The organism is Enterococcus pallens ATCC BAA-351 (assembly GCF_000407485.1).
Lineage (GTDB): Bacteria > Bacillota > Bacilli > Lactobacillales > Enterococcaceae > Enterococcus_A > Enterococcus_A pallens.
Genome location: NZ_ASWD01000002.1, coordinates 714,741 through 740,635, shown reverse-complemented (window position 1 = coordinate 740,635; position 25,895 = coordinate 714,741). Strand labels below are relative to the sequence as shown.

Here is a 25,895-nt window from a genome sequence, read left to right as displayed (position 1 = left end):
CATGAAAAAAATAGTAGTATTAACGAACAATGTTTATGCAGAACAAAGCTTTCAGGATAAGCTTCTGGTACTAAGTCATGAAGTATATTGTTCAAAGTGCCTGTTAGAGGAATTGCCTAGTGAGCTGATTACTTATTTCGATATCCTTTTATTTAGCGAAACGATTCCGGATCAGGACGTGAGTAAGCTTCTTTCAGGAATCAAAGACCAAAATATAGTGGTTATCCGCAAGTCAGTTGAGCGGCTTTCAACTGAGGAAAAAGCGGACTGGGTGGAACAAGGGATTGCCGGTTGGCTGGATTACACGGTGACGATCGAAAAGCTGCGGGAATCATTAGATGAAATTATTCGCGCCAATCCTACGCCCCTCACTAAGACTGTTGCCAAGTCAACGGTCTCGCGGAAAATAAAATTTTCAAAAATTGAGTACCGGATTATTTGCACACTGCTGGAGCAGGAGGACTTTTTTATGACACGTCCGGATTTGTGCTGGCATTTGTGGAACGAAAAGCCCAGCAATTCGCGCTTAGTCCAGCTTTCAACAATGGTGAATAATATCCGCCGAAAGCTTCGGCTGGAGGGAGTTGAAGCAGATGCAATCAAAACGCTCTGGAATAAAGGGTATCAGCTTTCACAGTCATTGGATTGGAAGGCGTTTTATCAGCAAGTCTAAAGAAAAGGCGTGCCTATCTGTTAGTTAATTAACTAGCAGATAGGCATTTTTTTTCGGAGATCAAAAAAATTTAAAAAAATTTCCCGCTAATCTTTTTAACTAAATTAAAAAAGAGAATTACATTTCTGATCGGAAATTAATGGAGGTTTAATTAAGTGGTCCGCTCCATTTTAGACAAGCGGATAATAAAGTAGCGATTTCGCTGTTAATTTGATTAAAACACTTAGTTATATACAATAAATATCAAATGAAAACGCTTGTTGATATATTCTTGTGGTTATATTACAATAACTTCGAAATAGCTAGCCGCCTGTTGGAGCACTGCAGGAACAGATTTCCAAAGGGGCTTCTAAGCGAAGATAAAGAGATGAGTAAATTTACAAAAGGGACGTTTGAAAAGGGGAGAAAATGATGGTAAGAAAAGGTTCGGGAAGAATAGACTTGGGGATGACACAGATTTTTAGAATGGGTGCCACGAATTTAGATAAACGCTTTAATGATTTTTTTAACGCGACTAAAGACGCGACTTACGTAATACAATGTGCTATCGCTGTCATGGTACGTAATGGGTTAAGCTGCGGCGATTTTTCTACTGTGGGCAAAGATTTAATTCGTGATCTGTATTTAACCAATGATCAGGTTCGTTCAATGCCGCTTACCTGTATTTATTTCCGCGATTTTTTCACCAGTGAAGAGTGGGAAACGGTGAAAAGCCGTTTGTTTGCTAATGAAGACGAGTTTCAGCAAGTAACGAAAAGCACCAGCACCTACTTAGAGCATTTACGTCCTAAATTAAATTCTGGGGCTCACGAGGTTGAGCGCCGAACCAGTATGATCTCTTACTTTAAGGATGGAGCTGGCAAAAGACACAGCTGGAGTCTTAGCAATGTGAATCCTGAGATTACCAAGGAGGAACATTATCAGCTGTTATCGATTCTCAGCACGCTGGATATTTTTAAAAAGGATGGCGTCCGTCGTTTCGCAGAGCCAATTTATGCTGACTTCATGATCTATCATTCTGGTTTTGATACGCGCAAGGAAGAGGAAGTGAACTTCTTACAGCAACTACCAGGCCGATTGCTGCCTGTTCGCACTCAAGCAGCGAGTGTTCAAGAAGAAGCGACCGCGACTTCAGAAGAGGCCAACCCAACAATCCCTTCTCAGCAAGCAGCAGCTCAAACGGAGACAGGGGAACCAACTGCTCCTCAACAAAGCGCAACTGCTCCTGCAGCAGAAAACGCAGCAGATATGGAGGCCTATTTATTGGAAGGCTTTGATCGTAGCTCTGTTTCGGAAGAAGAATTGGCTAAGCTGGCAATGGTGGCTGTGTTGCAGGGTAAACAAATCAAGGACGTAGTAGGATTGGCGCATTTAGTTGAGTATAATGCAGGTGAAGAGTCGGAAATGGAGGGCGAAGAGGAAGAATTATTTAACTTAACAGACCTGCTAACTTCAAATCCTGTGTCTGACGCAACCGCAGAAGCTGAAGACCAAGCATCAGAAGAAACCGCAAATAAATCCAGCCGCAAATTAAGTAGGAAGGAAAGTCAGCAGCGGCTGCAGCAATATAACCTGAAAAAGAAAGCCAAAAGCAGACGGAAAAAACGGAAATAACTAGTGAAATTGTTTTAGAACGGCTGTAATAAAAATAGTTACTTTGGCAATAGTAAACGGGAGCTGCATCAACGGATTAAGCAGTTCATTCAGCTGAATGGGAGGGTTTCCTTCTAGCTTCTTTGTCGTGCAAACGGATATTTTCCTGGTGATCTTCAAATATTTTGTTCACCAGTGGTCAGCATAAAAGAAAATCCCCTAATTTATAGGCTTATTTGAGCTGTCTGTAAAGGCAATAAATTAGTTTCTTGCTTCGTCGCTTACTTTACGGATGCCATAAAGAGTTGACATATTTATGATGAAGCTATACTTAGCTAAGAGAGAGCGAATCCATTGTGGCTAGAAAAATTTATAATTGTGAAAAGGGCTGTGCTGTTGAGTCCGTTTTGCAGGTTCTATCGGGTCGCTGGAAAAGTGTCATTTTGAACCATTTGATTTTTGACGGTGAATTGCAAAGGTTTATTCCCGGCATCACTAGACGAATGCTTTCCTTACAGCTAAAGGATCTGGAAAGTGATGGATTGATTAAGTCATGAAAGAGAAACCGTTAATGGTGGTTTACGGGATGACTGAGTATGGTAATTCTTTAAAGCCTATAATCGAAAGACTTTATGTCTGGGGCGAAGCGTTCAATCTTAAAAACGCTGGTTATCTTGAAGAAGAAAATTTACTCAACTAATAGGGAGGGAGCGCCATAAAACGGTGTTTCTTTTTTTTGCAGTATAATCGTTTGTGAGAGGGAGTTTTTTATGAAGGAGAAAAAAATGATCACCAATCTGAAGGCATTATATGAAGTATTAAGTGAAGCAATGGACCATTCTATTTGGTGGAATACGGAAAATCCATGGGAAATTGTGGTAGGTGCCATTTTGGTTCAAAATACCAATTGGAAAAACGTCGATTATTCCTTAACGAATATTAAAGAAAGCATCGGCTTTGATCCGAAGGCACTGGCCGCAATTGACCAGCTGGAGCTGCAGGAGCTGATTCGACCCAGCGGCTTCTACAAAAATAAATCACGAACGATAAAGGACGTCTTTAATTGGTTTCAAGGTTATGGCTTTGATATTGAAGCTTTGGAAAAGAAGGATGTCCACTCCTTGCGGGAAGAGCTGCTGGCTATTCGGGGGATTGGCCAAGAAACAGCGGATGTCTTGCTGGTATTTGTGTTGAATAAGGTAGCTTTTATTGCCGACAAGTATGCTCAACGGATTTTTAAGTGTTTAGGAATCGAAGAAACACTCACCTATGCTAAGCTGCAGGGGATGATTCAGCTGCCGGCTGATTTTACCAATGAGCAGGCTCAAAATCTTCACGGCTGGCTGGTGGATTATGGTCAAATTTATTTGAAATCACCGGAGGCTTGGGAAAAAGGTGTATTAAATAATTTTGAGCTGCAGCAGGAATAAGTGGTATAAAAAATTCTCTCATTTACATTTTAGTTGTGAGGGTTTAGTCTAGTGTCGTTGAGGAAAGATAACGGTAGTTTTTTATCGCGTACCTTTGACGGCAAAGGCTCTGCCCAAGCTGAATTATTCGAATGCTGCTGAATGGTAGCCGATCCTCAACCAGATAAAGCTATATAATAGAAGGAGAATGACTCATGACTGATCAAGTAAAGCTACGTAACGAAATAGTAGCTATTCATAAAAAGCGGTTTGCGACTAAAAAGTTTGATGCTGCCAAGCGAATTTCAGCGGAAGACTGGCTGACGATTATGGAGGCTGCTAGGCTGTCCCCTAGTTCGTTTGGCTACGAGCCTTGGAAATTTTTACTAATTGAAAGCCAGCAGGTAAAGGATGACTTGCAGGATATTGCCTGGGGAGCCCGGAATAGTCTGAACGGAGCCAGTCATTTTCTGATTGGGTTAGCTCGGAAGCATGTAACCGGCGACAGTGCCCATGTCAAGCATATGGTAGAGGACGTCTTTGGGGTGCCTTATTCTGAAACGTCGCCCCAAACAATCTTCTTCAACAATTTTCAAAAAGAGGATTTTCATTTAACTGATGAACGTTCGCTGTTTGACTGGGCAGCGAAACAGACGTATATTCCTTTAGCCAATATGATGACGACGGCTGCTTACTTAGGAATCGATAGTGTACCGATTGAAGGCTTCAATCAGGCCGCCGTGGAGGATTACTTAACCGATCAAGGAATCATTGATCCAGCAGAATTCGGCGTGGCTTACATGGCCGGCTTTGGCTACCGAGAGCAAGCTGTTCCGGAGAAGAAGCGTCAAAAGCTGTCAGAAATTTATGATGTCATTAAATAGAAAGCAGAACGTTTTGTAAATTAGAGGCTTTGTTCCATAATCAAGGTAGCTGCTCAACGTAAGGCTGCTGCTTTGCGCTGGGGAAAATAAGGAGGAATTCAAATGTCAGAGAACAAATTTATGCATGCAATTGGTTTTTTCGAAGGACTGCCAATTGACGATCCTCAAAGCTTTATTGATGAAAAAGAATTAATACCAACCCCCGGTTCTCGTGATTTACTAGTAAAGGTAAAAGCCGTATCGGTTAATCCAGTAGATACGAAATTACGCCAAGGCACCCTTAAAAGAAACGCCCTGCGTGTTTTAGGCTTTGATGCTGTCGGTGAAGTGGTTGCTGTCGGAAAAGAAGTTGAGAAATTTAGGGTTGGCGACCGAGTCTTTTATGCGGGCACCACTACACGTGCCGGAAGCAATCAGGAGTATCAAGCAGTAAATGAACGAATTGTTGCTTTGGCACCTGAAAAGCTGTCGGATGAAGAAGCTGCAGCATTGCCCTTGACTGCATTAACAGCTTACGAATTATTGTTTGAAAAATTCGGTTTGATTCCAGAAGAGAAGGCCAATCAAGGCAAAAGCATTCTAGTAATCAATGGTGCTGGCGGTGTCGGCTCGATCTTGAATCAGCTGGCACACTGGGCCGGATTGGAAATTTACGCAACAGCTAGTCCGAAGAATTTTGAATGGCTGGAAAAAGTAGGGGTGGATCATCCCCTTGATTATCATGAGGATTTAAAGGCCAGCCTGAGAGCTTTAGGGGTTCATGAAGTAAATTATATTGCTGTGCTGTTTGATATTACTCGCTACCTGGATCAAATCAAATACATGGTGAAGCCGTTTGGTCATGTAGGAACCATTGTGGGGATTCAGGAACCCATTGATATAAGTGAATGGAAAAACTTATCTGTCAGCTTTGACTGGGAGTATATGTTTGCCAAAACCGACCATGACTATGCGGTTGAAACGCAAGGTCAAGCCTTGGAGTTAATTGCTAAGTTAGCTGATGAGGGCAAACTGATTACTACTTTGAGCAAGGTGTATGCAGATGGTATTAATGCAACTAATTTGAAGCAGGCGACCAAAGATGTTGAAGGGGGTCACATGCTGGGGAAAGTGGTTGTTAGTGGTCCCTTTAACGGTGGCGAACCACTTGAATAGCAACGAATAAAAAAGATTGTCCGAGTTTCTTCTATTATAAGAAGCTCGGCAATCTTTTTTGTTTTGTCTTTCATTAGAGACAAGCGTCGACTATCCAGTTGAAAAAGGACGGAGACCTTTTCTTGTAGGAAGAAGGTATCCGTCCTTATTTGAATCAAGCAATGGCTAGAATTTCGCTGAAGCATATTTTGACTGCAGCGTTCTTAAGGAATTACGTTTGCGAACCGACACGGGAATGATTGTGCCATTCTCCAGCTCCAAGTTGCTGAAATCACGGGAGATTTGGTTAATATATTTTGTATTAATCAAAAAGCTGCGATGGCAGCGAATAAACTGATCCTCCAGCTGCTCCTGGAGGTGGTTTAAGGTTTCCTGATAGATTTGATACTCTTTTTGCTTCGTATGCAGAGAAAGCACGTGGCCCTTATTGGCAGAAATATAAAGAATATCCTCCACAATAAAGGAGGTAATCTCACTTCCTGTATTTAGTTTGATGGTCTGCCCCGTTGATAAGATGCTTAAACGCTGCTCCACTGTTTTCAAACAGGCATGAACACGTTCCTGAATATTAATGGTGGGTTCCTTAATGATAAAATCCAACGCCTGCACGCGGTATTGGAAGGTAAGGAAGCTGAGCTCAGATCGGACAGTGATAAAGACGATAAAGCCAAAGGGGTCAAAGTTGCGAATCTCCTGCGCCACAATAAAGCCATTATTCAGTCGAGTATCATTGGCTAAGTTAATGTCCAGAAAATAGATATTCCATTGATTTTCACGATCAATACTTGCTAACAGCTCCTCACCAGTAGAAACGGTACTGGCAATTTCCAGCTCCCAGTCCGAAAACAGCTGATAGTTTTTTACAGCCTGCTTAATTTGTTTACGTTGCTCAAAGTTGTCTTCAGCGATATATACTTTAATAGTCATAGTCGTTCTCCCTTTTGGCTTAATTAGAGTGTGATCCAGCTGCCGTTAATCAATAGATAAATAAGCTGATCAGAAAAAATAAAATGAGTTTCGCAGAGAAGATTAAGTCAATTTTGATTTTTATAGCCTAATCATTGCGCCATAAATAAATTCATAAGTTTATTATATCAGGTAATAACTAAAAAATGAGTAAAAATATTAAAAAAGGTGACGCTCATGTAAGTTAAACGTTGGTTTTTGTAAGTAAGAGTGACAGTTATGCTGCTATAACACTATTCGTGCCAGTTCTAGATAAACTTTTTATTGACATAATATAATGTTTTTGAAAGAAAAAAGTTTAGGATAAATTTCTAAACATAATAGAGAAACAAATCGACAAGTGGTCAGCTGCTTTATCAGCTGAAGACAAAATTATGAGAATGAGGTGGACAAAATGAAGAAAGAAGGCGTACCTCGCTGGATTTTAGATTTAAATGAACAGGAAATGGAATTTGTGAAAAGCTTTTTACTTTCCTCAGGGTCGATTAAAGAGCTGGCAGGGGAATACTCATTGAGTTATCCAACTGTGCGAAAACGGCTGGATAAGCTGATTCAAAAAATTCAAGTAAGCGAAAGAAAAGACAATGACCAAGTAGTGAAGCTGATTCATCAGCTGGAGCGGGAAGGAAAGATCGATCGCACGATTGCAAAGACCGTTGTCAACGAGTACAGCAAATCGTTAAATTGTTTACTGGTTGATTAGAAAACCTTTCATAAAATGAATAATCAGGCAAAGACTCGTCCGCTGACGAGTCTTTTTTTCTGCCATTTGCTAAAAAAAGCGGCTAATTTTAGTCAAAACGCCAAAATCCAAAAGTAAAAAAGTCTTTTATGGCAAAAAATCTTAGTAAAATCTTTCTAAAATGAGAAAAAGAAAACGGTTTATTAAAGTCGATTTGTCAGAAAAATCAGATAAGCCTGTCATTTTAAATTCCCTATAAATAACCGGTTTGTGAAGTGAAATCGTTAATGGGATTGTTGATGTACAGGTATTTTATGCTAAACTAATTGCCTAATTGTGAAAGCGATTACTTTTAGATGTGATAAGTTTTCTGCGAAATTTCTGGTCAAAAGCGGTTTTTATTTGCTCTACCTATAAACGTATAATTGCTGATTAAATAAGAAATATGAGAAGCTCTATAGTTATTTATTATAATTCGAGGAATTCGAATGCACAAATGTTGTAAGCGTTGACACGGAGGATATATACTACAAATGTAGGTGACAGAGAAATGATTTATTGATCGGTTTCGTTATCTTTTCTAAACTGATCACTTAGAAAAGATAACGATCGATTGACCACACATCACCCGTAAAAAAAAGCAATGGAGGAATCGACATGAGTTCAAAAGTACTTGATCAGTTTCTTGAAAGCAATCTGAAGGAACTAAAAGAAAAAGGACTGTTCAATACAATTGATGTAATTGAAGGGAGCAATGGCCCTAAAATTACCATTAACGGGAAAGAACTAATTAACTTGGCTTCAAACAATTATCTAGGCTTTGCGACTAGACCTGAGCTGATTGAAGCTGATGTAAAAGCAACAGAAAAATACGGAGCGGGTGCTGGAGCAGTACGAACCATCAATGGCACGTTGGAGATTCACCGCCAATTAGAAGAAAAAATTGCTGAATTTAAAGGAACTGAAGCGGCAATTGCTTTCCAATCAGGCTTTAACTGCAACATGGGGGCCATCTCAGCAGTTATGAAAAAGGGCGATGCCATTCTATCAGATGAATTGAATCATGCCTCCATCATCGACGGCTGCCGTCTATCTGGTGCCAAAATTATTCGTGTAAACCATCAGGACATGGAAGACTTAGAAAAGAAAGCCAAAGAAGCAACGGAAAGCGGCGAGTACAACAAAGTGATGTACATCACAGACGGCGTATTCTCCATGGATGGCGATGTAGCCAAAATTCCAGAAATCGTTGAAATTTGCGAAAGATACAACGTGATTACCTATGTAGACGATGCTCACGGTACAGGTGTAATGGGCAAAGGTGCTGGAACGGTGAAACACTTCGGTATGCAGGATCACATTGATTTCCAAATGGGAACATTATCCAAAGGAATCGGTGTTGTCGGCGGATACGTAGCCGGAACGAAAGAATTAATCACTTGGTTAAAATCACAAGCGCGACCATTCCTGTTCTCAACTTCTTTAACACCCGGTGCAGCTGGGGCAGCTATTAAGGCTATTGAATTGATTCAGGAACATCCAGAATATGTAGAAAAACTTTGGGACAACGCTAACTACTTCAAACAAGAGCTAAAACGGATTGGCTATGACATTGGTAAATCCGAAACACCAATCACACCAGTTATTGTAGGAGACGAAAAATTGGCGCAAACATTTTCTAAGAAGCTAATTGAAAACGGTGTCTACGCCAAACCAATCGTTTATCCAACAGTACCGCTGGGAACCGGTCGGGTACGCAACATGCCGAATGCCGGCCATACGAAAGAAATGCTGGATGATGCGATCAAGATTTATCAGCAGGTCGGTCAAGAGTTAGAAATTATCAAATAAAATTATTCAATTAAAGAAGGGGAGTATTTTATTATGAAACGCGTATTAATCACTGGAGCTTTAGGACAAATCGGATCAGAATTAACGGAACGTTTACGTCGCGACTTAGGTGTCGATAATGTAATCGCTACCGATATTCGTCGTCCAGACAACAACCCAACTGTTGAAAACGGCCAATTTGAAACATTAGATGTACAGGATTACGATAGTTTCTTAGCGTTAGCTAAACGGTATGATGTGGATACCATCATTCACTTGGCTGCTTTGCTGTCAGCAACGGCTGAAAAACGTCCGGCCTTTGCTTGGCAATTGAACATGGGCGGCTTAATGAATGGCTTGGAAGTCGCGCGTGAATTAGGCGATGGCATTAAATTCTTTGCGCCATCATCGATTGCGGCTTACGGTCCAGATGCGGAATCAGACAGCACACCGCAGGATACTGTGATGCATCCAACAACCATGTACGGTGTTACCAAGGTTGCAGGTGAATTACTGGAAAACTATTACCATGATAAATACGGCGTGGATACTCGCTCTGTCCGTTTCCCTGGCTTGATTTCTTATAAGGTTGAACCTGGCGGCGGAACTACAGACTACGCAGTAGATATTTTCTATGAAGCATTGAAGAATAAATCCTATACCTCCTTTATTGCAGAAGGAACCTATATGGACATGATGTACATGGATGATGCAATTGATGCGATTGTTGACTTAATGAATGCTGATGCAGATCGTTTAGAGCATCGCAATGCCTTCAATATTACGGCAATGTCCTTTGCACCTGAAGAAATTGCCGCAGCCATCAAAAAACGCATTCCAGAATTTGAAATGCATTATGAAGTGGACCCAGTTCGTCAAGGTATCGCTGAATCTTGGCCAAACTCCATCGATTGCCAATGTGCTGTGGATGAATGGAACTTTACCCCAAGCTACGACTTAGAACGCATGACAGATGAAATGCTGATGCGCTTAGAGAAAAAATTTGAAACAGAAGGTATGGTCGCAAAATAACCCAACACACATCGTTAAAAAATCTATGAGGCGCCGCTAAGAAAAAGGTGAGTGTTTTAAGCAAAATACTCCCTTTTTCTAGGCTGCGTGATAAAATATTTGGCAGACCAAAAAAGCCGCCATTCCTTCGCAAACTGCATTTATTACATTAGCGATTGCGGCTGGTCATTGCAAAAGATCAATGAGGGGGAACAAGCATGGCAACGAACCAACAAGAGGTTGCTGCATCAGCAGCAACAAAAGAAGGTGAATTGAAACGAACGATGACCTTCTTCCCGGCGCTATCTACCGTAATGGGTACGGTAATCGGTGCAGGAGTATTTTTTAAAGCAGCCAGTGTTGCTGCAGTAACTGGCTCAACCAGCATGCACATGCTTTCTTGGTTCTTAGGAGGACTAATTAGTGTCTGTGCCGGATTGACCGGAGCGGAGCTTGCCGCAGCCATTCCAGAAACCGGCGGAATGCTGCGTTATATCGAACGCGCTTATGGTAAATTCCCAAGCTTCTTATTAGGTTGGGCTCAAGTAATTATTTATTTTCCAGCGAATGTGGCCGCATTGTCGATCATTTTTGCTACTCAGTTCAAGAATTTGTTCGGCTTAGGAGATGGAACGATCATCCCAATAGCAATTGTGGCGGCAGCCTCCATTATGCTGATTAATTTCTTAGGCTCTAAAGCCGGCGGAATGTTCCAATCCGTTACACTAGTCTTCAAGTTAATCCCACTAGCATTAATTGTAATTTTTGGTTTGATGCGTCAAGGTGCCGTAGAAGTCAGCCTGTTTCCAGTTCAAGCTGGAGCGAATGTCGGCGGCTTCGCACCAGCGTTAGGTGCCGGACTATTGGCAACAATGTTCGCTTACGACGGCTGGATTCACGTAGGAAACCTGGCTGGGGAATTGAAAAAACCAGCGAAAGATTTGCCACGAGCAATTGCTGGCGGAATCTTAGGTATCATGGTAGTGTACCTGTTAGTCAACTGGGCTTACTTGAAAACCATGGCTATTCCAGAATTAGCTGGTAACGAAAACGCAGCGATGGAAGTTGCCGGACGCATTTTCGGCGGTATGGGTGGACGTTTGGTCACTATCGGTATCTTGGTTTCCGTATACGGAACGATCAATGGCTATACCATGACTGGGATGCGTTTGCCATACACCATGGGAATTGAAAAACAATTGCCATTTTCTAAACAGCTAGCCAAATTAAACAGGAATTCCGTTCCTTACATTGCCGGTCTCTTAGAATTAGTCATTGCTATTGGCATGATGATGGTAGGCGGATTTGATTTATTAACGGACATGCTGGTCTTTGTTATCTGGATTTTCTATACATTAGTTTTCATTGCGGTAATCAAGCTGCGGAAAACCGAACCAGATCTGCATCGCCCATACAAGGTGCCGTTATACCCAATCATTCCAGCAGTTGCCATCATTGGCGGGGTCTTCATTTTAATTATGACCCTAATTAATCAATTCTCACTAGCAATGGTTGGCTTATTGATTACTGCATTGGGAATTCCTGTATACTTCTATATGATGAAGAAAAATCAACAAGCATAAGTATCAAACGAACATCAGCAGCCACGGTTGCTGGTGTTTTTTTGTGCTTTGAAAACCACCTGCTATACGGAGGGTTCAAAGCACAAAAAAAGATTGTTGGAACTATTGCTCCAACAACCTAACGTGTTATTCATTTTTACATGCGCGTGGTGGTGTCTCTAACTTCAGCCGAGCGCGAGATAAGTGGGAAGAAGCGTAAGCAATAGATCGCACAAATCCCGACAACTACGTAAATAATTTTTGCGAGAAGGGTAGCTGGACCACCTGCGATCGCTGCTACTAAATCAAATTCGAATAACCCTACTAATAGCCAGTTTAAGCCGCCAACGATCAATAATCCAAGTGCAATATAGTCTAATGTTTTCATTGTCATTTCCTCCTTTATCTTAAGATATTTTATATATTATAGCTTTTTTACAGAGCTTACAAAGATATGAACTTGTTATTTCTCAGTATGGGAAAACTCTAATGGCACTAGTCGCAATTTGGATAAAATCAGATGTGAATTTAACGATTGTCGGCAGTGAAGTGAAAAAAAGTATTGATTTTAGATGATTTTTGGTAAATCGCGAATGTTTCTGCAATTTACCGTAAAAATCAGTTGCTTTTTTGTGTCTGAAATTATAAGATATTTCAGAAAGTTATGAAATTTTGTTCAATCGGAGGCTGTTATGGGAAAATATTTAGTGTTACAAACGGATTTTGGATTAGGTGATGGCGCGGTCAGCGCAATGTACGGAGTGGCTCATATGGTGAGTCCAGAGATTACCATTAGTGATTTGACTCATGATATCCCTCCTTATGATATTTGGGTAGCTTCTTATCGGTTATACCAAACAGTTAAATACTGGCCAGAGGGAACGGTTTTTGTTTCAGTAGTCGATCCTGGTGTGGGCAGTGCCCGTCGCAGTATTGTCTGCAAAACCAAGTCTGGGCATTATGTAATTACACCGGATAATGGGTCATTGACACATATTAAGCATTATGAAGGTATTGAAGAAGTTCGGGCGATTGACGAAGTGAAAAGCCGTCTGCCGCATTCCGAGGAGAGCCATACCTTCCACGGTCGGGACATTTATGCCTACAATGGTGCTCGTTTAGCTAGTGGAGAGATTACCTTTGAGGAACTAGGCAGTGTCGTTTCTAATGATAGTATTGAAAAATTAGAGATCGTTGAAGCGAAGCATGAAGGCCATATTTTAAGCGGCAGCATTGACGTATTAGATGTACGTTTCGGTTCATTATGGACCAATATTCCGCTGGACTACTTTAAAAATGAAGGCATCCAGCATGGAGATATGCTGCAGGTAACCATTTTCCACCAAGGCAAAAAGGTCTATCAAAACATTATGCAGTTTGCTAAATCATTTGCTGATGTGAATGTCGGCGAACCGCTGGTTTACATCAATTCATTAGTAAATATCGGTGTTGCTGTCAATCAGGATTCCTTCTCTGACTTGTATCATATCGGCACGGGTACGGATTGGAAGATTGAATTGCGCAAGGCACCACGGATTATTTTTGAGGAGGAAGAAGTGTGAAAAAAGAATTTTCAGTCAAAACAATTGTAGCCATCGGGATTGGCTCAGCGGTATTTGTCATTTTGGGACGTTTTGTGGTGATTCCAACCGGGATTCCTAATACCAACATCGAAACAGCGTATCCATTCTTAGCGTTGATGTCTGTCATTTATGGACCTGTTGCTGGTGCCTTGATCGGATTCATCGGCCATACGTTAAAAGACTTTACTACTTATGGCAGTGCTTGGTGGAGCTGGATTATTTGTTCAGGGGTTATCGGGTTGATTTTCGGCTTTGTGGGCCGCAAGATTGATTTGCAGCATGGTATTTTTGGTAAAAAAGAAATAATTTATTTCAATATTTTTCAAGTACTGTCTAATGCAGTTGTTTGGGGCTTGTTAGCACCAACTTTAGATGTTATCATCTATAGCGAACCTGCCAACAAAGTTTATACCCAAGGCGTTGTCTCTGTGGTGGTAAATGCTTTGGCTGTAGGAATTATTGGTACATTATTAATGAAAGCTTACGCAGCGACCCAAACCAAACAAGGAAGTCTGAAAAAGGACTAGCTGTCGCTAGCCGGGTGCCTAGCACTCGGCTTTTCTGCGTTTTATTGCTCAAGGAGAAGATCACATGACGAAACCGATGATTGCATTTAACAATTTTACTTTTCAATACCATAGTCAATCGGAACCAACCTTGAAGAATTTAACTGTCACCATTAATGAAGGTGAAAAGGTGTTGGTCGTGGGCCCATCTGGCAGCGGCAAATCAACCTTCGCCCATTGTATTAATGGCTTGATTCCCAATCAATACGAAGGAACCATTCAAGGGGAAGTAGTGGTTGATGGGAAAAATATTGCTGACAGTTCGTTGTTTGAGCTGTCCTTTAGTACCGGAACTGTTTTGCAGGATACCGATGGTCAGTTTATCGGCTTAACCGTCGCTGAAGATATCGCCTTCGTGCTGGAAAATGACACAGTGGACCAGGCACAAATGAAGGAACAGGTAGCACGCTGGGCTGAGGTGGTGGATATTGACGGTCATCTGGACAAACGACCGCAGGATCTATCAGGCGGTCAAAAGCAGCGGGTTTCCATGGCGGGTGTGCTGATTAATGAGGCACCGATTCTCTTATTTGATGAGCCTTTAGCCAATCTGGATCCTTCGGCTGGTAAAGAAGCGATTGCCTTGATTGATCGGCTGCACAAAGATTCTAAAGCCACGGTAGTCATTATTGAGCACCGTTTAGAAGACGTGCTGGATCAGCCGGTGGATCGGGTGATCGTTTTCAATGAGGGCGAGATTGTTGCGGACATGAAACCAGATGAGCTGCTGCGGTCTTCGGTTTTAGCTGAAAATGGGATTCGCGAGCCGTTGTATGTGACGTCTATGAAATATGCCAAGGTTGACTTAGAAAAAGTAACGAATTTGGCGAACCTGGCTGCTTTAGATGGTTCAGAAATCAAGGCTAACATGGTGACTTGGGAGGCGGCGCACTTTGATTTGAGTCCTGCTGAACAAGGGGCGCCGCTGTTAGAATTATCCGACTTAACCTACCGTTACCGCAAACAAGATCCATTAGTGATTGATCACCTATCAACTACGATTCACAAAGGCGAACGGATCAGTATTGTCGGCAAAAACGGTGCCGGTAAATCCACCCTGTTTAAAGCGATTTGCGGCTTCATCTCACCCGATGGTCAAATGCTGTGGAACGGTCAGGATATCACTAAGGAATCTATTAAAGAGCGAGCCGACAAAATTGGTTACGTGATGCAGAACCCTAACCAAATGATTTCAAAGAAAATGATTTTTGACGAAGTAGCTTTGGGGCTAGTGCTGCGAGGAGTTTCTGAAACAGAGATTAAGGAACGAGTCGAGCATGCCTTAAAAGTTTGCGGACTGTATCCGTTTAGAAACTGGCCGATTGCCGCCCTTAGCTACGGACAGAAAAAACGGGTAACGATTGCGGCGATTTTGGTGCTGGAGCCGGAGATGATTATTCTTGATGAACCAACGGCTGGGCAGGATTTCCGTAATTATACCGAAATGATGAGCTTTATCGAAGAATTAAACAAGCTAGGAAAAACCGTGGTTATGATTACTCACGACATGCATTTAATGCTGGAATATAGTGATCGGGCCTTAGTGATCGGCGGCGGAAAAGTCTTGATGGACACCACGCCAATTGACGTTCTGACCTCGAGAAAGCTAGTAGAGGAATCTTCCTTGAAGGAAACCAGCCTGTTTACCTTTGCCGAGAAAATCGGTCTCTCGGACCCGATTGCTTTCACTCGCAAATTTATCCATTATGATCGGGAGGTGCGCCAACGATGAACGAACATCAAACCTTAGGGTATCATCCCGATAATACAATGATCCACCACTTGAATGCCACAGCTAAGCTGGTATTCCTGCTGCTGGTGTCAGTAGCCTGTATGACAACCTATGACACCCGGTATTTGCTGATTGTCAGTGTCTTTTCCCTGTTCCTGTTTAAACTGGCAAATATTAAATGGCACCAGATCTCCTTTGTTATGAAGTTTATCTTTTTCTTTTCGGTGTTAAATTTACTGGCAGTCTATATTTTTGAACCAGAGTACGGGGTTCATTTGTATGGCAGCCGCCATGTGATTTTGGAAGGAATCGGTCGCTTCACCTTAACGCAGGAGCAGCTGTTTTACTTGTTTAACCTAGTGCTGAAATATTTTTGTACGATTCCGTTGGCACTGGTCTTTTTATTAACGACCAATCCCAGCTCTTTTGCGGCCAGTCTGAATAAAATCGGCTTGAGCTACAAAATCAGCTATGCAGTTTCCTTGGCTCTGCGCTATATTCCAGATATTCAAGAGGACTTCTTTAGTATTTCCCAAGCCCAGCAGGCTCGCGGTTTTGAAATGTCCAAAAAGGGCAAGCTGTCGCAACGCTTGAAGGGCACAGGACAAATTGTGCTGCCGCTGATTTTCTCCAGTCTGGATCGGATTGAAACCATCAGTACCGCGATGGAGCTGCGCCGCTTCGGTCAAAAGAAAAAACGCACCTGGTATGTGGATCAACCATTTAAGAATAAGGACTATCTGTTGATGCTAAGCAGTGTGTTGCTGTTTGCTGTCAGCCTGCTGCTGTTTAGAGTCAATGGAGGACGTTTTTATAATCCGTTTTAACGAAAGCTAGTTAGGTGAAGGCCTGACTAGTTTTTTTGGGATGTTTTGATGTTTTATGGTAGAGTGAAAGAAAAAAAGGGGACAGGGAAAATGGCAATCATTGCAATCGAAGTAAGTGATTCCGAAAAAGAATGGCTGCAATACATGGCAGAATTTTATGGACTGTCTCTTTCTGAATTAATGAAGCAGTACTCCATGGAACAATTGGAAGACGCTTACGATCAGCAGCTGGCTGAAATTGCTCATAAGCAATGGCTGGAAGCAGGAAAAGAAACAGTCTCGCTAGCAGAAGTTTTAGCTGAGTTTGGCGGACTAGAATAAGGCGAAAAAACCTCCAGCCGATGGAGGTTTTTTCTATTCCAGCCAATCCTCCAACGCCTGCAGCACCTTCTGCACCTCTGGCTTGTGGACTTCCTTTAGAAAATCATGTTCCAAATAATAGACCGGCTTGAAGCAGCTGTCAGGAATTAAACGACCGATTTTCTTACTATAGCTAAAGGGGATTTCCTTATCGGAAGTACTGGCGCTGCTGAAGGTTCGCGGGAATTGTGCCAAGTCGGCATCTGTAACCGAGAATGCCTCATCAGAATCTACCCCATAGTATTCCGGCAGCAGCTTTTGCTGCACTGCGTAATGGTAAAGCAAGAAACGGGTCATCAGCGGATCGTCCCAAACGGGTTGCGTCAATTCCACCGCAGCAAGCTGCTCCTTTTCAATCGTCATAGGTAGCAATTGCCGATCCTGCTGAATAAACGCCAAATCAGTATAGCCATAGAAATTAACCAAAAAGTCCGGCGAAATTCCCTTAGCCAACAAACGCTTCGTCAACAGCAGCATCAAATACCCGCCAGCCGAACGTCCGCAAAAGCCAAAGGGCCGATCACCAAACACCGAATCCTTCAATAAATAAAAGCTTTCTTCTAAGGCATCAACAATTTCCGGCAGTGTATTATTCGGGGCTAGCAAGTAATCTACCGCTAGAACAGTGTAATCTTTAGCTAAAAATTTCTCGCTTAATTCGCTGGGTAAATCGTTTTTCGAACCGTAAATCAAGCCGCCGCCGTGGAAATAAAGCACGACTTTCTTTTCGGAAGTTGCAGGATATATAGCAACAGCAGCATCGTTAGTCAGGGTGATGATTTTTTTCAATGGCGTTTCTCCTCATCTTAATAATATAGGTACCAATTTCATGGTTCATGACCTGCAAGGGATCATCCAGCTCAATTGCCAGAAACTGTTCGATCTTGGTCAAACGATAGCGAATCGTTTTCGAATGCAGGAACATGGCTTCGGCCGTTTGCTTATAATTGCGCTTGTTGCGCAGAAACTGATAGAAGGTTTCAAACAAATCGTAGTTTTCCTGCGACAAAGCCAATAATTTTGCTGGCACCAGTTCATCAATCACTTCCAGCTGTTCGCTGCGAATAAAATGTCGGAAGATGCCAATATCGGCTAATTCCACTACATCATCGTGATAAAATTCCTCGCTGAAATTCAGAATATCTAAGCATTCCATCAAAATTTCCTTCAGTTCATGCTTACGTTTCAAGCTGCTTAAGGCAAACGTCATCGAAGGATGGTATTCCAGCACCTCTGCCAACAAACGCTTCACCTCGACCTTAGCAATACTCTTCTCCTGATCAAAATTCAGCAGGATCAAGGAGTAATTGTGGTGATCAAAGAAGATCGATTTAGATTTCAAGGACTTCAATAAATTCAATGTCCGATCCTTAATCAGCTGAGCCTCTGGTGTCTTAGTGGGGAAGGCAATTGCCTGATAGAACGCATAGTGGTTCATATCGGCTTCCTTCAACAGGCTTTCCAGTTCCTCCGGATTTTTCGGCGTATTTTGCAGGATGGCATCCGCTAAGTTGTTCAGCCGTTCATAGCGTTCCTTCTTTAATAAGTACTCCGTATTGAATTTCTCCTGCAGCACATCAATCGTATTTTCGATAATCATCAAATCCGTTTCCTTCACCTCTGCCTGGTTTAGATAAACCAGCAGCAGACAATTGCTGGAGTAAGGATTGAATAGGCTTACCTCCAGAGCCGAGCGCGTCTTGCCTTCGTGTTGCGAAAAAAGGGTCAGCAGTGTGTAGTCATTCTTAGTAAATTCGCCACTGGCTAAGCTCTCCCGATTTAGTACCACGTCATTTTTCGGTACTTCGCCAAAGTGAATCTCCCGCTGCTTATCAATCAGCTTCAAACTGCAGGGATAATTAATTACTTGATAGAACTCTTCCATAATCCGTTCTAAAGAAGGATAGCTGCGCTCCAGCTTAGTAAAGCGCTGGCGTACTTCGTAATAGGTGCGTAAAATATGGGTTTGGTAATTTAGCAGGGGCTCATAAATCGTCAACAGAATTTTTTCGTAGCTGACCTCCTGGGCAATCTTAATCAAGGGAATCTCATATTTAAAGGACAGCTCGATTACCCATTCCGGGATAATTTTGATGAGGCGATCCATCTTTACCACTAAGCCGCTGACGCCAATCTGCTGCATCTTACAGAAGAAGATTTCCAGCTCCTCCTCGGAAACCCCATTGAAGGCGTAAAAGGAAGTCAGAATCAATTGATTTTTCTTGCTCCAATTTTCAATGTCCATGGCTTCTAAGACCATCGCCGATTCTACATCGTTTTCCAGACCGATATCCTTAGTCAGAATTTTACTCGTTTTTAATTCTCCCTGGGCCAGCAATTCCTTTAATTTCATGAGATTCTCCTTTTTGCGCTTTATGGATAAAAAGTATAGCACTTTTTTAGAATATTGTCCGATGAAAACGCAATCTTTTATCTTTAGAATAATAGTGTAGAGGAAAGGTAGGATAAATGAAATGCTTAATACAGTTATTTTAAAGAATAATTATCAAGATTCCATTAATTTGATGCTATTGACCAACCGTATCAATGAATTAGAGGCAGTTACCATGAGTCAGCTGATGATGGGAACCAATGCCAATAAAGATATTTTAGAAAATACCGGTTTATTAACGGAAGAAGCGAAAGCGGCTTCACCCAATGACCTGATGATTGTAGTTGACAGCGAATTGCCGGAAATTATGGAGCAGGTCTTGCCAGAGGTGGACAACTTCTTAAGCGATTTGTCTTCTAAAGGCTCTAGCGAAGCAAAAAAGGCGTCGACTACTTGGCAGGAAGCCTTGGAGCAATTACCAGATGCCAACATGGCGTTGTTCAGTATTCCCGGAGAATATGGAGCAGCTGAAATGGAAACAGCGTTGAAAAACGGATTGCATGTCTTCTCCTTCACTGACAACATTCCTGTAGAAGACGAAGTACGTTTGAAACAACTGGCCCATGAAAAAGGCTTGATGATGATGGGGCCAGACTGCGGAACGGGGATTATCTCTAGTATTCCGATTGCCTTCACCAATGTCGTGTCACCAGGGAATATCGGGGTTGTCGGAGCTTCCGGAACCGGGATTCAAGAAGTAACTACGATTATTGATCGTCTAGGAAATGGCGTGGTTCATGCCATTGGTACCGGCGGTCGGGATCTCAGTGACAAGGTCGGCGCGATTACGATGAAGGATGCAATTGTGGCTTTAGAGAACCACGAACCTACAGATGTCATTTGTGTCATTTCTAAGCCGCCAGCAAAAGAAGTGCGGGATGAAGTGGTGCAGCTGCTGCAAAGTATTTCCAAGCCAGTCGTAGCAATTTTCCTAGGTGAAAAACCTGCAGCTCATGAAGGCAAGGTTTACTTGGCTCATACGTTAGAGGAAACAGCTAAGATTGCGGTTGATTTAGCTAATGAAGTACCCGTTAAGGAAAACTATTTCGAACCAGTTGCGGCACCTGAGCAAACAATTGGCGAAGACAAAGTTATCAAAGGCCTTTATTCAGGAGGAACCTTGGCAGCTGAAGCCGGCATGCTGATCTCAGAAGCTCTAGGCTTGGCAGGGTTAGTTAAGGAAGCCGGCTACATTTTGAAATCAGCTGGCTACGATGTGATTGACTTAGGGGATGATATTTACACTCAAGGCAAGCCTCATCCTATGATTGACCCAGAAGTTCGAGTGAAGAAGATTCAAGAATACGCAGCAGATGCAAATACCGGAGTCATCTTGTTGGATGTTGTTCTAGGCTACGGTGCTCATGAAGACATGGTGGGGGCGTTAATGCCAGCCATCAAGGAAGCCCAAGGTGTTAATCCAGAGCTGACATTTATCGCTACGGTAGTTGGAACGAATAAAGATCCGCAAAACTATGAAGATGCCGTTTTACGTTTGAAAGCCAAAGGTGTATTGGTTGCCGAAAGCAATGCGAAAGCCGTCCAATTGGCTTTGCGCTTAAAAGGAATTGAACTAACCGAAGAACCAAAAGTCGTGGTTGCTTATCAAGGCAGCAAAGTAACCGTGCCTGCACCAAGTGAAAAGGTGATGGAACTATTAAACACAAAACCACGGATCATTAATGTCGGTCTGCAAAGCTTTAACCAATCGATTCAAGCCTTCGATGGCAAATCGGAGCAATTCAACTGGAAGCCTCGGGCAGGCGGCAATCAGAAGATGATCAAAATCTTGAACGCTTTAGCTGATTACGAAGATCAAATTAACGAAGAAAACCAGCAGGTAATGGAAAAAATCAAAAACGCTCAGCCATTCCTAACCGATGTTGTGCCAGCTAAAACGGTGATTCCAGAGCTGAATGAAGCAACCAAAACCTTGCTGCATGCTGGACCACCGATTGCTTGGGCAGACATGACTGGTCCTATGAAGGGCTCAGTGGTAGGGGCCGCTATTTTTGAAGGCTGGGCGACCGATGAAAATCAAGTCACTGCCTTAGTCGAAGCAGGAGAGATTCGCTTTATTCCTTGTCATCATGTCCATGCAGTTGGACCAATGGGAGGGATTACCTCAGCGAACATGCCGGTCTTTGTAGTTGAAAATCGCCTGGACGGCTCAACTGGCTATTGCACCATGAATGAAGGTATTGGTAAAGTGCTGCGTTTTGGGGCCTTTTCACAGGAAGTGATTGACCGCTTGAACTGGATGAAGGATGTTTTAGGACCAACCTTGTCAGGAGCATTGAAACAAAACGCCAACGGAATTAACTTGAGTGTTCTGATTGCCCGTTCAATTACGATGGGGGATGAGTTCCATCAACGCAATTTTGCGGCATCCTTGAACTTTTTACGGGAAGTAGCACCACATATTGTGACGCTGCAAATCGATGAACAAGACAAATTCGATGTCATGAAATTCTTGGCAGATACCGATCAGTTCTTCTTGAATATTATGATGGCAGCCGGCAAATCCATCGTAGATACGGCGCGTAAAAATGCCAAAGGAACAGTAGTTACCACCTTGACGAGAAACGGTGTTGATTTTGGGGTACGGATTGCTGAGACCGGCGACGAATGGTTCACTGCTCCGGTGAATTTGCCAAAAGGCTTGTATTTCACAGGATTTACCGAAGAAGACGGCAACCCGGATATGGGAGACAGTGCCATCACTGAAACCATCGGAGTCGGCGGTATGGCGATGGTAGCAGCTCCTGGGGTCACTCGTTTTGTCGGAGCAGGCGGCTTCCAAGATGCCTTGTCTATCTCCAATGAAATGGCCGAGATTAGTATTGGACATAACCCAACCTGGACCATTCCAACTTGGGATTTCCAAGGGACCTGTCTAGGCATCGATATTCGCAAAGTTGTAGAAACAGGAATTACTCCAATTATTAATACCGGTATTGCCAATAAAGAAGCCGGCGTTGGTCAAGTCGGTGCAGGAACAGTTAGAGCACCATTAAGCTGCTTTGAAAAAGCCTTAGAAGCCTATGCAACATCGCTAGGCATCGAAGTCGAGTAAGAAAGGATTAGACAAACATGGGATTAAATGTGATTGCTTTAGGCGGAAATGCCATTTTAGATAAAATTCCTACTGACGAAGGACAAAAGGAGGTTGTACGCAAGGTCGCGTCAGACATTATCGAATTTATTGAACTCGGAGAGCAGGTGGTGATCTGCCACGGCAATGGTCCGCAGGTAGGAAACCTGCTGATCCAGCAAAAGGCCGGTGATTCAGAAAAGACACCTATGATGAAGCTGGACACCAATGTAGCTATGACAGAAGGCAGTATCGGCTACTGGATTCAACAGGCGATTCAAAACGAATTGCAAAAACGCAGCATCCAAAAAAGTGTCATTAGCGTGATTACCCAAGTGGAGGTAGATGCCGCAGATCCCTCCTTCCAAAATCCTACGAAACCAATCGGGCCTTTTTACACCAAAGAGGAAGCGCAGCAAAAAATGGCCAATGGGGAAGGTGTTTATCAGGAGGATTCAGGACGAGGCTATCGTAAAGTGATTGCCTCTCCTAAGCCTAAACGGATTGTTGAAAAGGATGCGATCCTATCACTGGTGGCAGCAGATGTTATCACTGTTTGTGTCGGTGGCGGCGGCATTCCCGTGATCAAAAACCAAGACGGTGTTTATGAAGGGGCAGAAGCGGTGATTGATAAAGATCTTTCCGCTAACAATCTAGCCAAAGAGATCAATGCCGATCGACTGATTATCCTAACGGGTGTCGATAATATTTACATCAACTACAATCAGCCGGATCAAAAGAAGCTGGAAAAATTAACAATTGAAGAAGCCAAGCAATACATTAAAGAAAATCAATTCCCGCCAGGCAGCATGCTGCCAAAGGTTGAATCTGCGATTGATTTTGTAGAAGAAAGTCAAAAACGCGAAGCCGTGATTACGTCCATTGAAAATTTAAGCAATATTGTAGCCGGCTTTGGAACGAGAATTGTTTGTTAATACTACAAAGTAGAGGAGCTTAGTCATGAAACGAAAAATTACGTTATTTCTCCTGATGTTGCTGGTAGGCGTGACATCAGGAATCAGCGCTTATGCATCGGATGGATTAGATGCCATTACTGCGCCAACTGGATTTAAAGCTATTTTAGTTATTGTTCCCTTAATATTGGTGCTGGTTTTGCTGTTTATGAAGGTCGATATGATTATCGCAGGTTTAGTAGCCGGGGTTCTAGCCATGCTGATCGGCGGCGTCAGCCTAATGGATGCCAATGCTCAGCTGTTGGAGACCATTCCATCAATGTTGAGCATCACCGTTCCCATTATCAACTCAGCAGTAGCGATGGCGGTATTTAAAGCAGGCAGCTACTCGGCAGCCTTAACACTGGCTAAACGAGGCACTAAAGGAAAAGTCGAATTTGTTTCAGCATTTATCGTAGTGTTATTAGCCGCAGCAACCTACATGTCAGGAATTGGCGGCGGCAGCGCGATGGTTATCGCACCCTTGGCCTTTGCGGCGGTTGGGGTTGTTCCCGAGCTGATTGCCGGAATGTCCTTGGCGGCAGCGGTATCTTTTACCACTTCACCGGCTTCTTTGGAATCAAGTATTGTTTCCAAGCTGGGAGATGTAAGTGTTGGTGATTACGTTTCAGTAATGCGTCCGTACTGGTTAGTATTTGTTGCCTTAGCGATTGTTTTAGCTTTCTGGGGAACCAAACGCCGGAACGTCGGCTTCAAGGAATCAGAGGATGATGTTTTTGATAAAAAATCCAATGGAGAACTGTTCAAATTAACTTTACCGGCAACTTTCTTGTTGTTTGCCGTAATCTTTGGTCCAGTGGTAAATGATGTAATCGGATTTGCCTTCTTCACGCCATTGGTTTACATGATTTTAACCTTAGCACTGGTATTCATTTGTACCGACTTCACCATGAATCAATCAGTGGAAGCAATGGTCGACGGTTCCACCTACATTTTAACGCGTTTGTTCCAAGTAGGGATTTTCTTGGCCTTCATTAATGTTATCGCTCAAACAGGAACCTTTGCGGTAATCGCCGGAATTGCACAAAATGCGCCGGAATTTATCGTAGTACCAGTAGCTATTTTGACTGGCGTATTAATCGGGGTTCCAGCAGGTGCTTATGTAGGTTCGGTATTGACGTTAGTCCTGCCAGTCGCAGTTTCACTAGGCTTCCCACCGTTGGCTTTAGGTTTTGTGACGATGGGTGTCGGCTTAGGCAGTCAAATGAGCTTTGTAAACATTACGATGCAGGCTTTATCTTCCGGTTTCCAGATCCCAATTTTGGATGTGGTAAAAGGAAATGTCAAATGGCTGAGTTTAGCCTCGGTTTTACTGTTAGCAATTGGATTAATTTTTGGTTAATATAAAAAAGACATAGGAGTGAACAGAATGGATTTATTAATTAAACAAGCACGATTAAATGACGGCGAAGCGTTGCAGGATATCGCAATTGAAAACGGCAAAATTGTCAAAATTGCACCGACGATTGACGAAACCGCAAATGAAGTAATTGAAGCAGACGGCCGCGTATTGATCCCAGGACTAGTGGAAAGCCACATTCATCTGGACAAGGCGTTAATCGCTGACCGTGAACCGAACAAATCAGGCACGTTAAAAGAAGCAATTCAAGTAACCGCCAAATTGAAACCAACGTTCACTGAAGAAGATGTATACAACCGGGCGAAGCAAGCCTTGGAAATGATTATTCGCCGTGGGGCAACAACTGTTAGAACCCATTCCGAGTTTGATCCGGCACAGGGCTTTACCGGCTTTAAGATGATTTTGAAATTAAAAGAAGAATACAAAGACATGATTGATATGCAGGTAGTGGCCTTCCCGCAAGAAGGAATTTTCAAAGCACCTGGTACAGAAAAAATGATGTATGAAGCCATGGATATGGGTGCTGATGTAGTTGGCGGCATTCCTTACAATGATGCACCAGCCAATGAGCACATCGACTTGATTTTTGAAATTGCTAAAAAATATAACAAGGATATCGACCTGCATCAGGACTTTGCGGACGAAGCAGATGAAACGTCCATCGAATACCTGTGCGAAAAAACCATCAAAGAAGGCTACGAAGGCCGTGTTTCAGTGGGGCATTTAACGGCTTTGCATGCCATGAAGAAAGACGAACTGGATCGAGTAATCGGCAAGATGGCCCAAGCGAAAATCAATGTGATGCCATTACCAGCGACTGACTTGCATTTAGGTGCGCGTAATGACGAATACAACGTTCGCCGAGCGGTAACGCCAATTCGCAAGCTGCGTGATGCCGGCGTAAACATCTGTCTGGCAACCAATAATATTCGCAACGCCTTCACCCCTTACGGCAATGGTGACTTGATTCAAATTGCGATGCTGGCGGTTCCTGTGGGACATTTAGGCGGCGCTGACGATTTACCAACCGTTTTACCAATGATTACTGAAAATCCAGCCAAGGCTTTAGGCTTAACCGATTATGGAATTGCAGAAGGGAAAAAGGCTGACCTAGTCTTGTTAGACACGAAGGTCAAAGCCAATGCGATCATTGACATCCCTGAACGAGTTTATGTAATTAAAAACGGCTGTGTAACCGTGAAGGTGGATACAAAAGTAACCATCAACCGCTAATTAAACGAA

Annotated in this window: 22 protein-coding genes and 1 pseudogene; 19 read left to right on the top strand and 4 right to left on the bottom strand. The window is 42.8% G+C overall.

Annotated elements, in window-relative coordinates:
- Position 1 precedes the first annotated feature (1 nt).
- The 6 genes and pseudogenes from I588_RS10040 to I588_RS10015 all read left to right on the top strand — a co-directional run bounded on the left by I588_RS10040 (position 2) and on the right by I588_RS10015 (position 5,714).
- Positions 2-673, top strand: a complete 672-nt coding sequence (locus I588_RS10040) for a helix-turn-helix domain-containing protein (RefSeq protein ID WP_010755140.1) — start codon at positions 2-4, stop codon at positions 671-673.
- A 408-nt stretch (positions 674-1,081) separates the two neighbouring features.
- Complete coding sequence (locus I588_RS10035) at positions 1,082-2,287, top strand: hypothetical protein (RefSeq protein ID WP_139243986.1); 1,206 nt, start codon at positions 1,082-1,084, stop codon at positions 2,285-2,287.
- A gap of 335 nt (positions 2,288-2,622) precedes the next feature.
- A pseudogene (locus I588_RS10030) lies at positions 2,623-2,966 on the top strand (winged helix-turn-helix transcriptional regulator).
- A gap of 70 nt (positions 2,967-3,036) precedes the next feature.
- Positions 3,037-3,696: an endonuclease III domain-containing protein gene (locus tag I588_RS10025; protein ID WP_245569547.1), complete on the top strand. Its 660-nt coding sequence runs from the start codon at positions 3,037-3,039 to the stop codon at positions 3,694-3,696.
- Positions 3,697-3,890: 194 nt separating this feature from the next.
- Positions 3,891-4,559: an NAD(P)H-dependent oxidoreductase gene (locus tag I588_RS10020; protein ID WP_010755144.1), complete on the top strand. Its 669-nt coding sequence runs from the start codon at positions 3,891-3,893 to the stop codon at positions 4,557-4,559.
- A gap of 102 nt (positions 4,560-4,661) precedes the next feature.
- On the top strand, positions 4,662-5,714 hold the full coding sequence (locus I588_RS10015) for a zinc-binding alcohol dehydrogenase family protein (protein ID WP_010755145.1): 1,053 nt from the start codon (positions 4,662-4,664) through the stop codon (positions 5,712-5,714).
- 165 nt (positions 5,715-5,879) lie between these two features.
- On the opposite strand, the gene I588_RS10010 is transcribed toward I588_RS10015, so the two are convergent.
- Complete coding sequence (locus I588_RS10010) at positions 5,880-6,641, bottom strand: LytR/AlgR family response regulator transcription factor (protein ID WP_010755146.1); 762 nt, start codon at positions 6,639-6,641, stop codon at positions 5,880-5,882.
- Positions 6,642-7,074: 433 nt separating this feature from the next.
- Between I588_RS10010 and I588_RS10005 the strand changes: the two genes are divergently transcribed.
- From I588_RS10005 to I588_RS09990, 4 genes are all read left to right on the top strand, one after another.
- Positions 7,075-7,383, top strand: a complete 309-nt coding sequence (locus I588_RS10005) for a DUF2089 family protein (RefSeq protein WP_010755147.1) — start codon at positions 7,075-7,077, stop codon at positions 7,381-7,383.
- A 636-nt stretch (positions 7,384-8,019) separates the two neighbouring features.
- Positions 8,020-9,213, top strand: a complete 1,194-nt coding sequence (locus tag I588_RS10000; protein WP_010755148.1) for a glycine C-acetyltransferase — start codon at positions 8,020-8,022, stop codon at positions 9,211-9,213.
- Between the two features lie 33 nt (positions 9,214-9,246).
- The gene (locus tag I588_RS09995; RefSeq protein ID WP_010755149.1) at positions 9,247-10,224 is read left to right on the top strand and encodes an NAD-dependent epimerase/dehydratase family protein; all 978 of its coding nucleotides are present in this window, start codon (positions 9,247-9,249) and stop codon (positions 10,222-10,224) included.
- 197 nt (positions 10,225-10,421) lie between these two features.
- On the top strand, positions 10,422-11,786 hold the full coding sequence (locus tag I588_RS09990) for an APC family permease (protein ID WP_010755150.1): 1,365 nt from the start codon (positions 10,422-10,424) through the stop codon (positions 11,784-11,786).
- Positions 11,787-11,922: 136 nt separating this feature from the next.
- On the opposite strand, the gene I588_RS09985 is transcribed toward I588_RS09990, so the two are convergent.
- Complete coding sequence (locus I588_RS09985; RefSeq protein WP_010755151.1) at positions 11,923-12,153, bottom strand: DUF378 domain-containing protein; 231 nt, start codon at positions 12,151-12,153, stop codon at positions 11,923-11,925.
- A gap of 304 nt (positions 12,154-12,457) precedes the next feature.
- On the opposite strand from I588_RS09985, the gene I588_RS09980 reads away from it, so the two are divergent.
- The 5 genes from I588_RS09980 to relB all read left to right on the top strand — a co-directional run bounded on the left by I588_RS09980 (position 12,458) and on the right by relB (position 16,794).
- Positions 12,458-13,327: an SAM hydrolase/SAM-dependent halogenase family protein gene (locus I588_RS09980; RefSeq protein WP_010755152.1), complete on the top strand. Its 870-nt coding sequence runs from the start codon at positions 12,458-12,460 to the stop codon at positions 13,325-13,327.
- Positions 13,324-13,875 carry an ECF-type riboflavin transporter substrate-binding protein gene (locus I588_RS09975; protein WP_010755153.1) on the top strand — a complete coding sequence of 184 codons (552 nt, stop codon included), beginning with the start codon at positions 13,324-13,326 and terminating at the stop codon, positions 13,873-13,875. The genes I588_RS09980 and I588_RS09975 overlap by 4 nt, the downstream gene beginning before the upstream one ends.
- A gap of 64 nt (positions 13,876-13,939) precedes the next feature.
- Positions 13,940-15,646: an ABC transporter ATP-binding protein gene (locus tag I588_RS09970; protein WP_010755154.1), complete on the top strand. Its 1,707-nt coding sequence runs from the start codon at positions 13,940-13,942 to the stop codon at positions 15,644-15,646.
- Positions 15,643-16,473: an energy-coupling factor transporter transmembrane component T family protein gene (locus I588_RS09965; protein ID WP_010755155.1), complete on the top strand. Its 831-nt coding sequence runs from the start codon at positions 15,643-15,645 to the stop codon at positions 16,471-16,473. The genes I588_RS09970 and I588_RS09965 overlap by 4 nt, the downstream gene beginning before the upstream one ends.
- Positions 16,474-16,563: 90 nt before the next feature.
- A complete protein-coding gene (gene relB / locus I588_RS09960; protein ID WP_034692296.1) occupies positions 16,564-16,794 on the top strand; it encodes a type II toxin-antitoxin system RelB family antitoxin in 231 nt (76 codons plus the stop codon).
- Between the two features lie 33 nt (positions 16,795-16,827).
- Here the strand turns inward: relB and I588_RS09955 are convergent, their stop codons facing one another.
- Together I588_RS09955 and I588_RS09950 are read right to left on the bottom strand one after the other, a co-directional pair.
- Positions 16,828-17,622, bottom strand: coding sequence for an alpha/beta hydrolase (locus I588_RS09955; protein WP_010755157.1), 795 nt, complete (start codon positions 17,620-17,622; stop codon positions 16,828-16,830).
- The gene (locus I588_RS09950; protein ID WP_010755158.1) at positions 17,597-19,186 is read right to left on the bottom strand and encodes a PucR family transcriptional regulator; all 1,590 of its coding nucleotides are present in this window, start codon (positions 19,184-19,186) and stop codon (positions 17,597-17,599) included. The genes I588_RS09955 and I588_RS09950 overlap by 26 nt, the downstream gene beginning before the upstream one ends.
- Positions 19,187-19,307: 121 nt before the next feature.
- On the opposite strand from I588_RS09950, the gene I588_RS26820 reads away from it, so the two are divergent.
- From I588_RS26820 to I588_RS09925, 4 genes are read left to right on the top strand one after another with little or no spacing between them, the layout of a single operon-like run.
- Entirely contained in the window at positions 19,308-22,301 is a 2,994-nt protein-coding gene (locus I588_RS26820) for a bifunctional FdrA/YlbE family protein (RefSeq protein WP_010755159.1), read from the top strand.
- A gap of 17 nt (positions 22,302-22,318) precedes the next feature.
- Positions 22,319-23,254: a carbamate kinase gene (gene arcC, locus I588_RS09935; RefSeq protein WP_010755160.1), complete on the top strand. Its 936-nt coding sequence runs from the start codon at positions 22,319-22,321 to the stop codon at positions 23,252-23,254.
- Between the two features lie 55 nt (positions 23,255-23,309).
- Entirely contained in the window at positions 23,310-24,635 is a 1,326-nt protein-coding gene (locus I588_RS09930; RefSeq protein ID WP_425387099.1) for a citrate transporter, read from the top strand.
- 27 nt (positions 24,636-24,662) lie between these two features.
- The gene (locus I588_RS09925; protein ID WP_010755162.1) at positions 24,663-25,886 is read left to right on the top strand and encodes an amidohydrolase family protein; all 1,224 of its coding nucleotides are present in this window, start codon (positions 24,663-24,665) and stop codon (positions 25,884-25,886) included.
- The last annotated feature ends 9 nt before the right edge of the window (positions 25,887-25,895 follow it).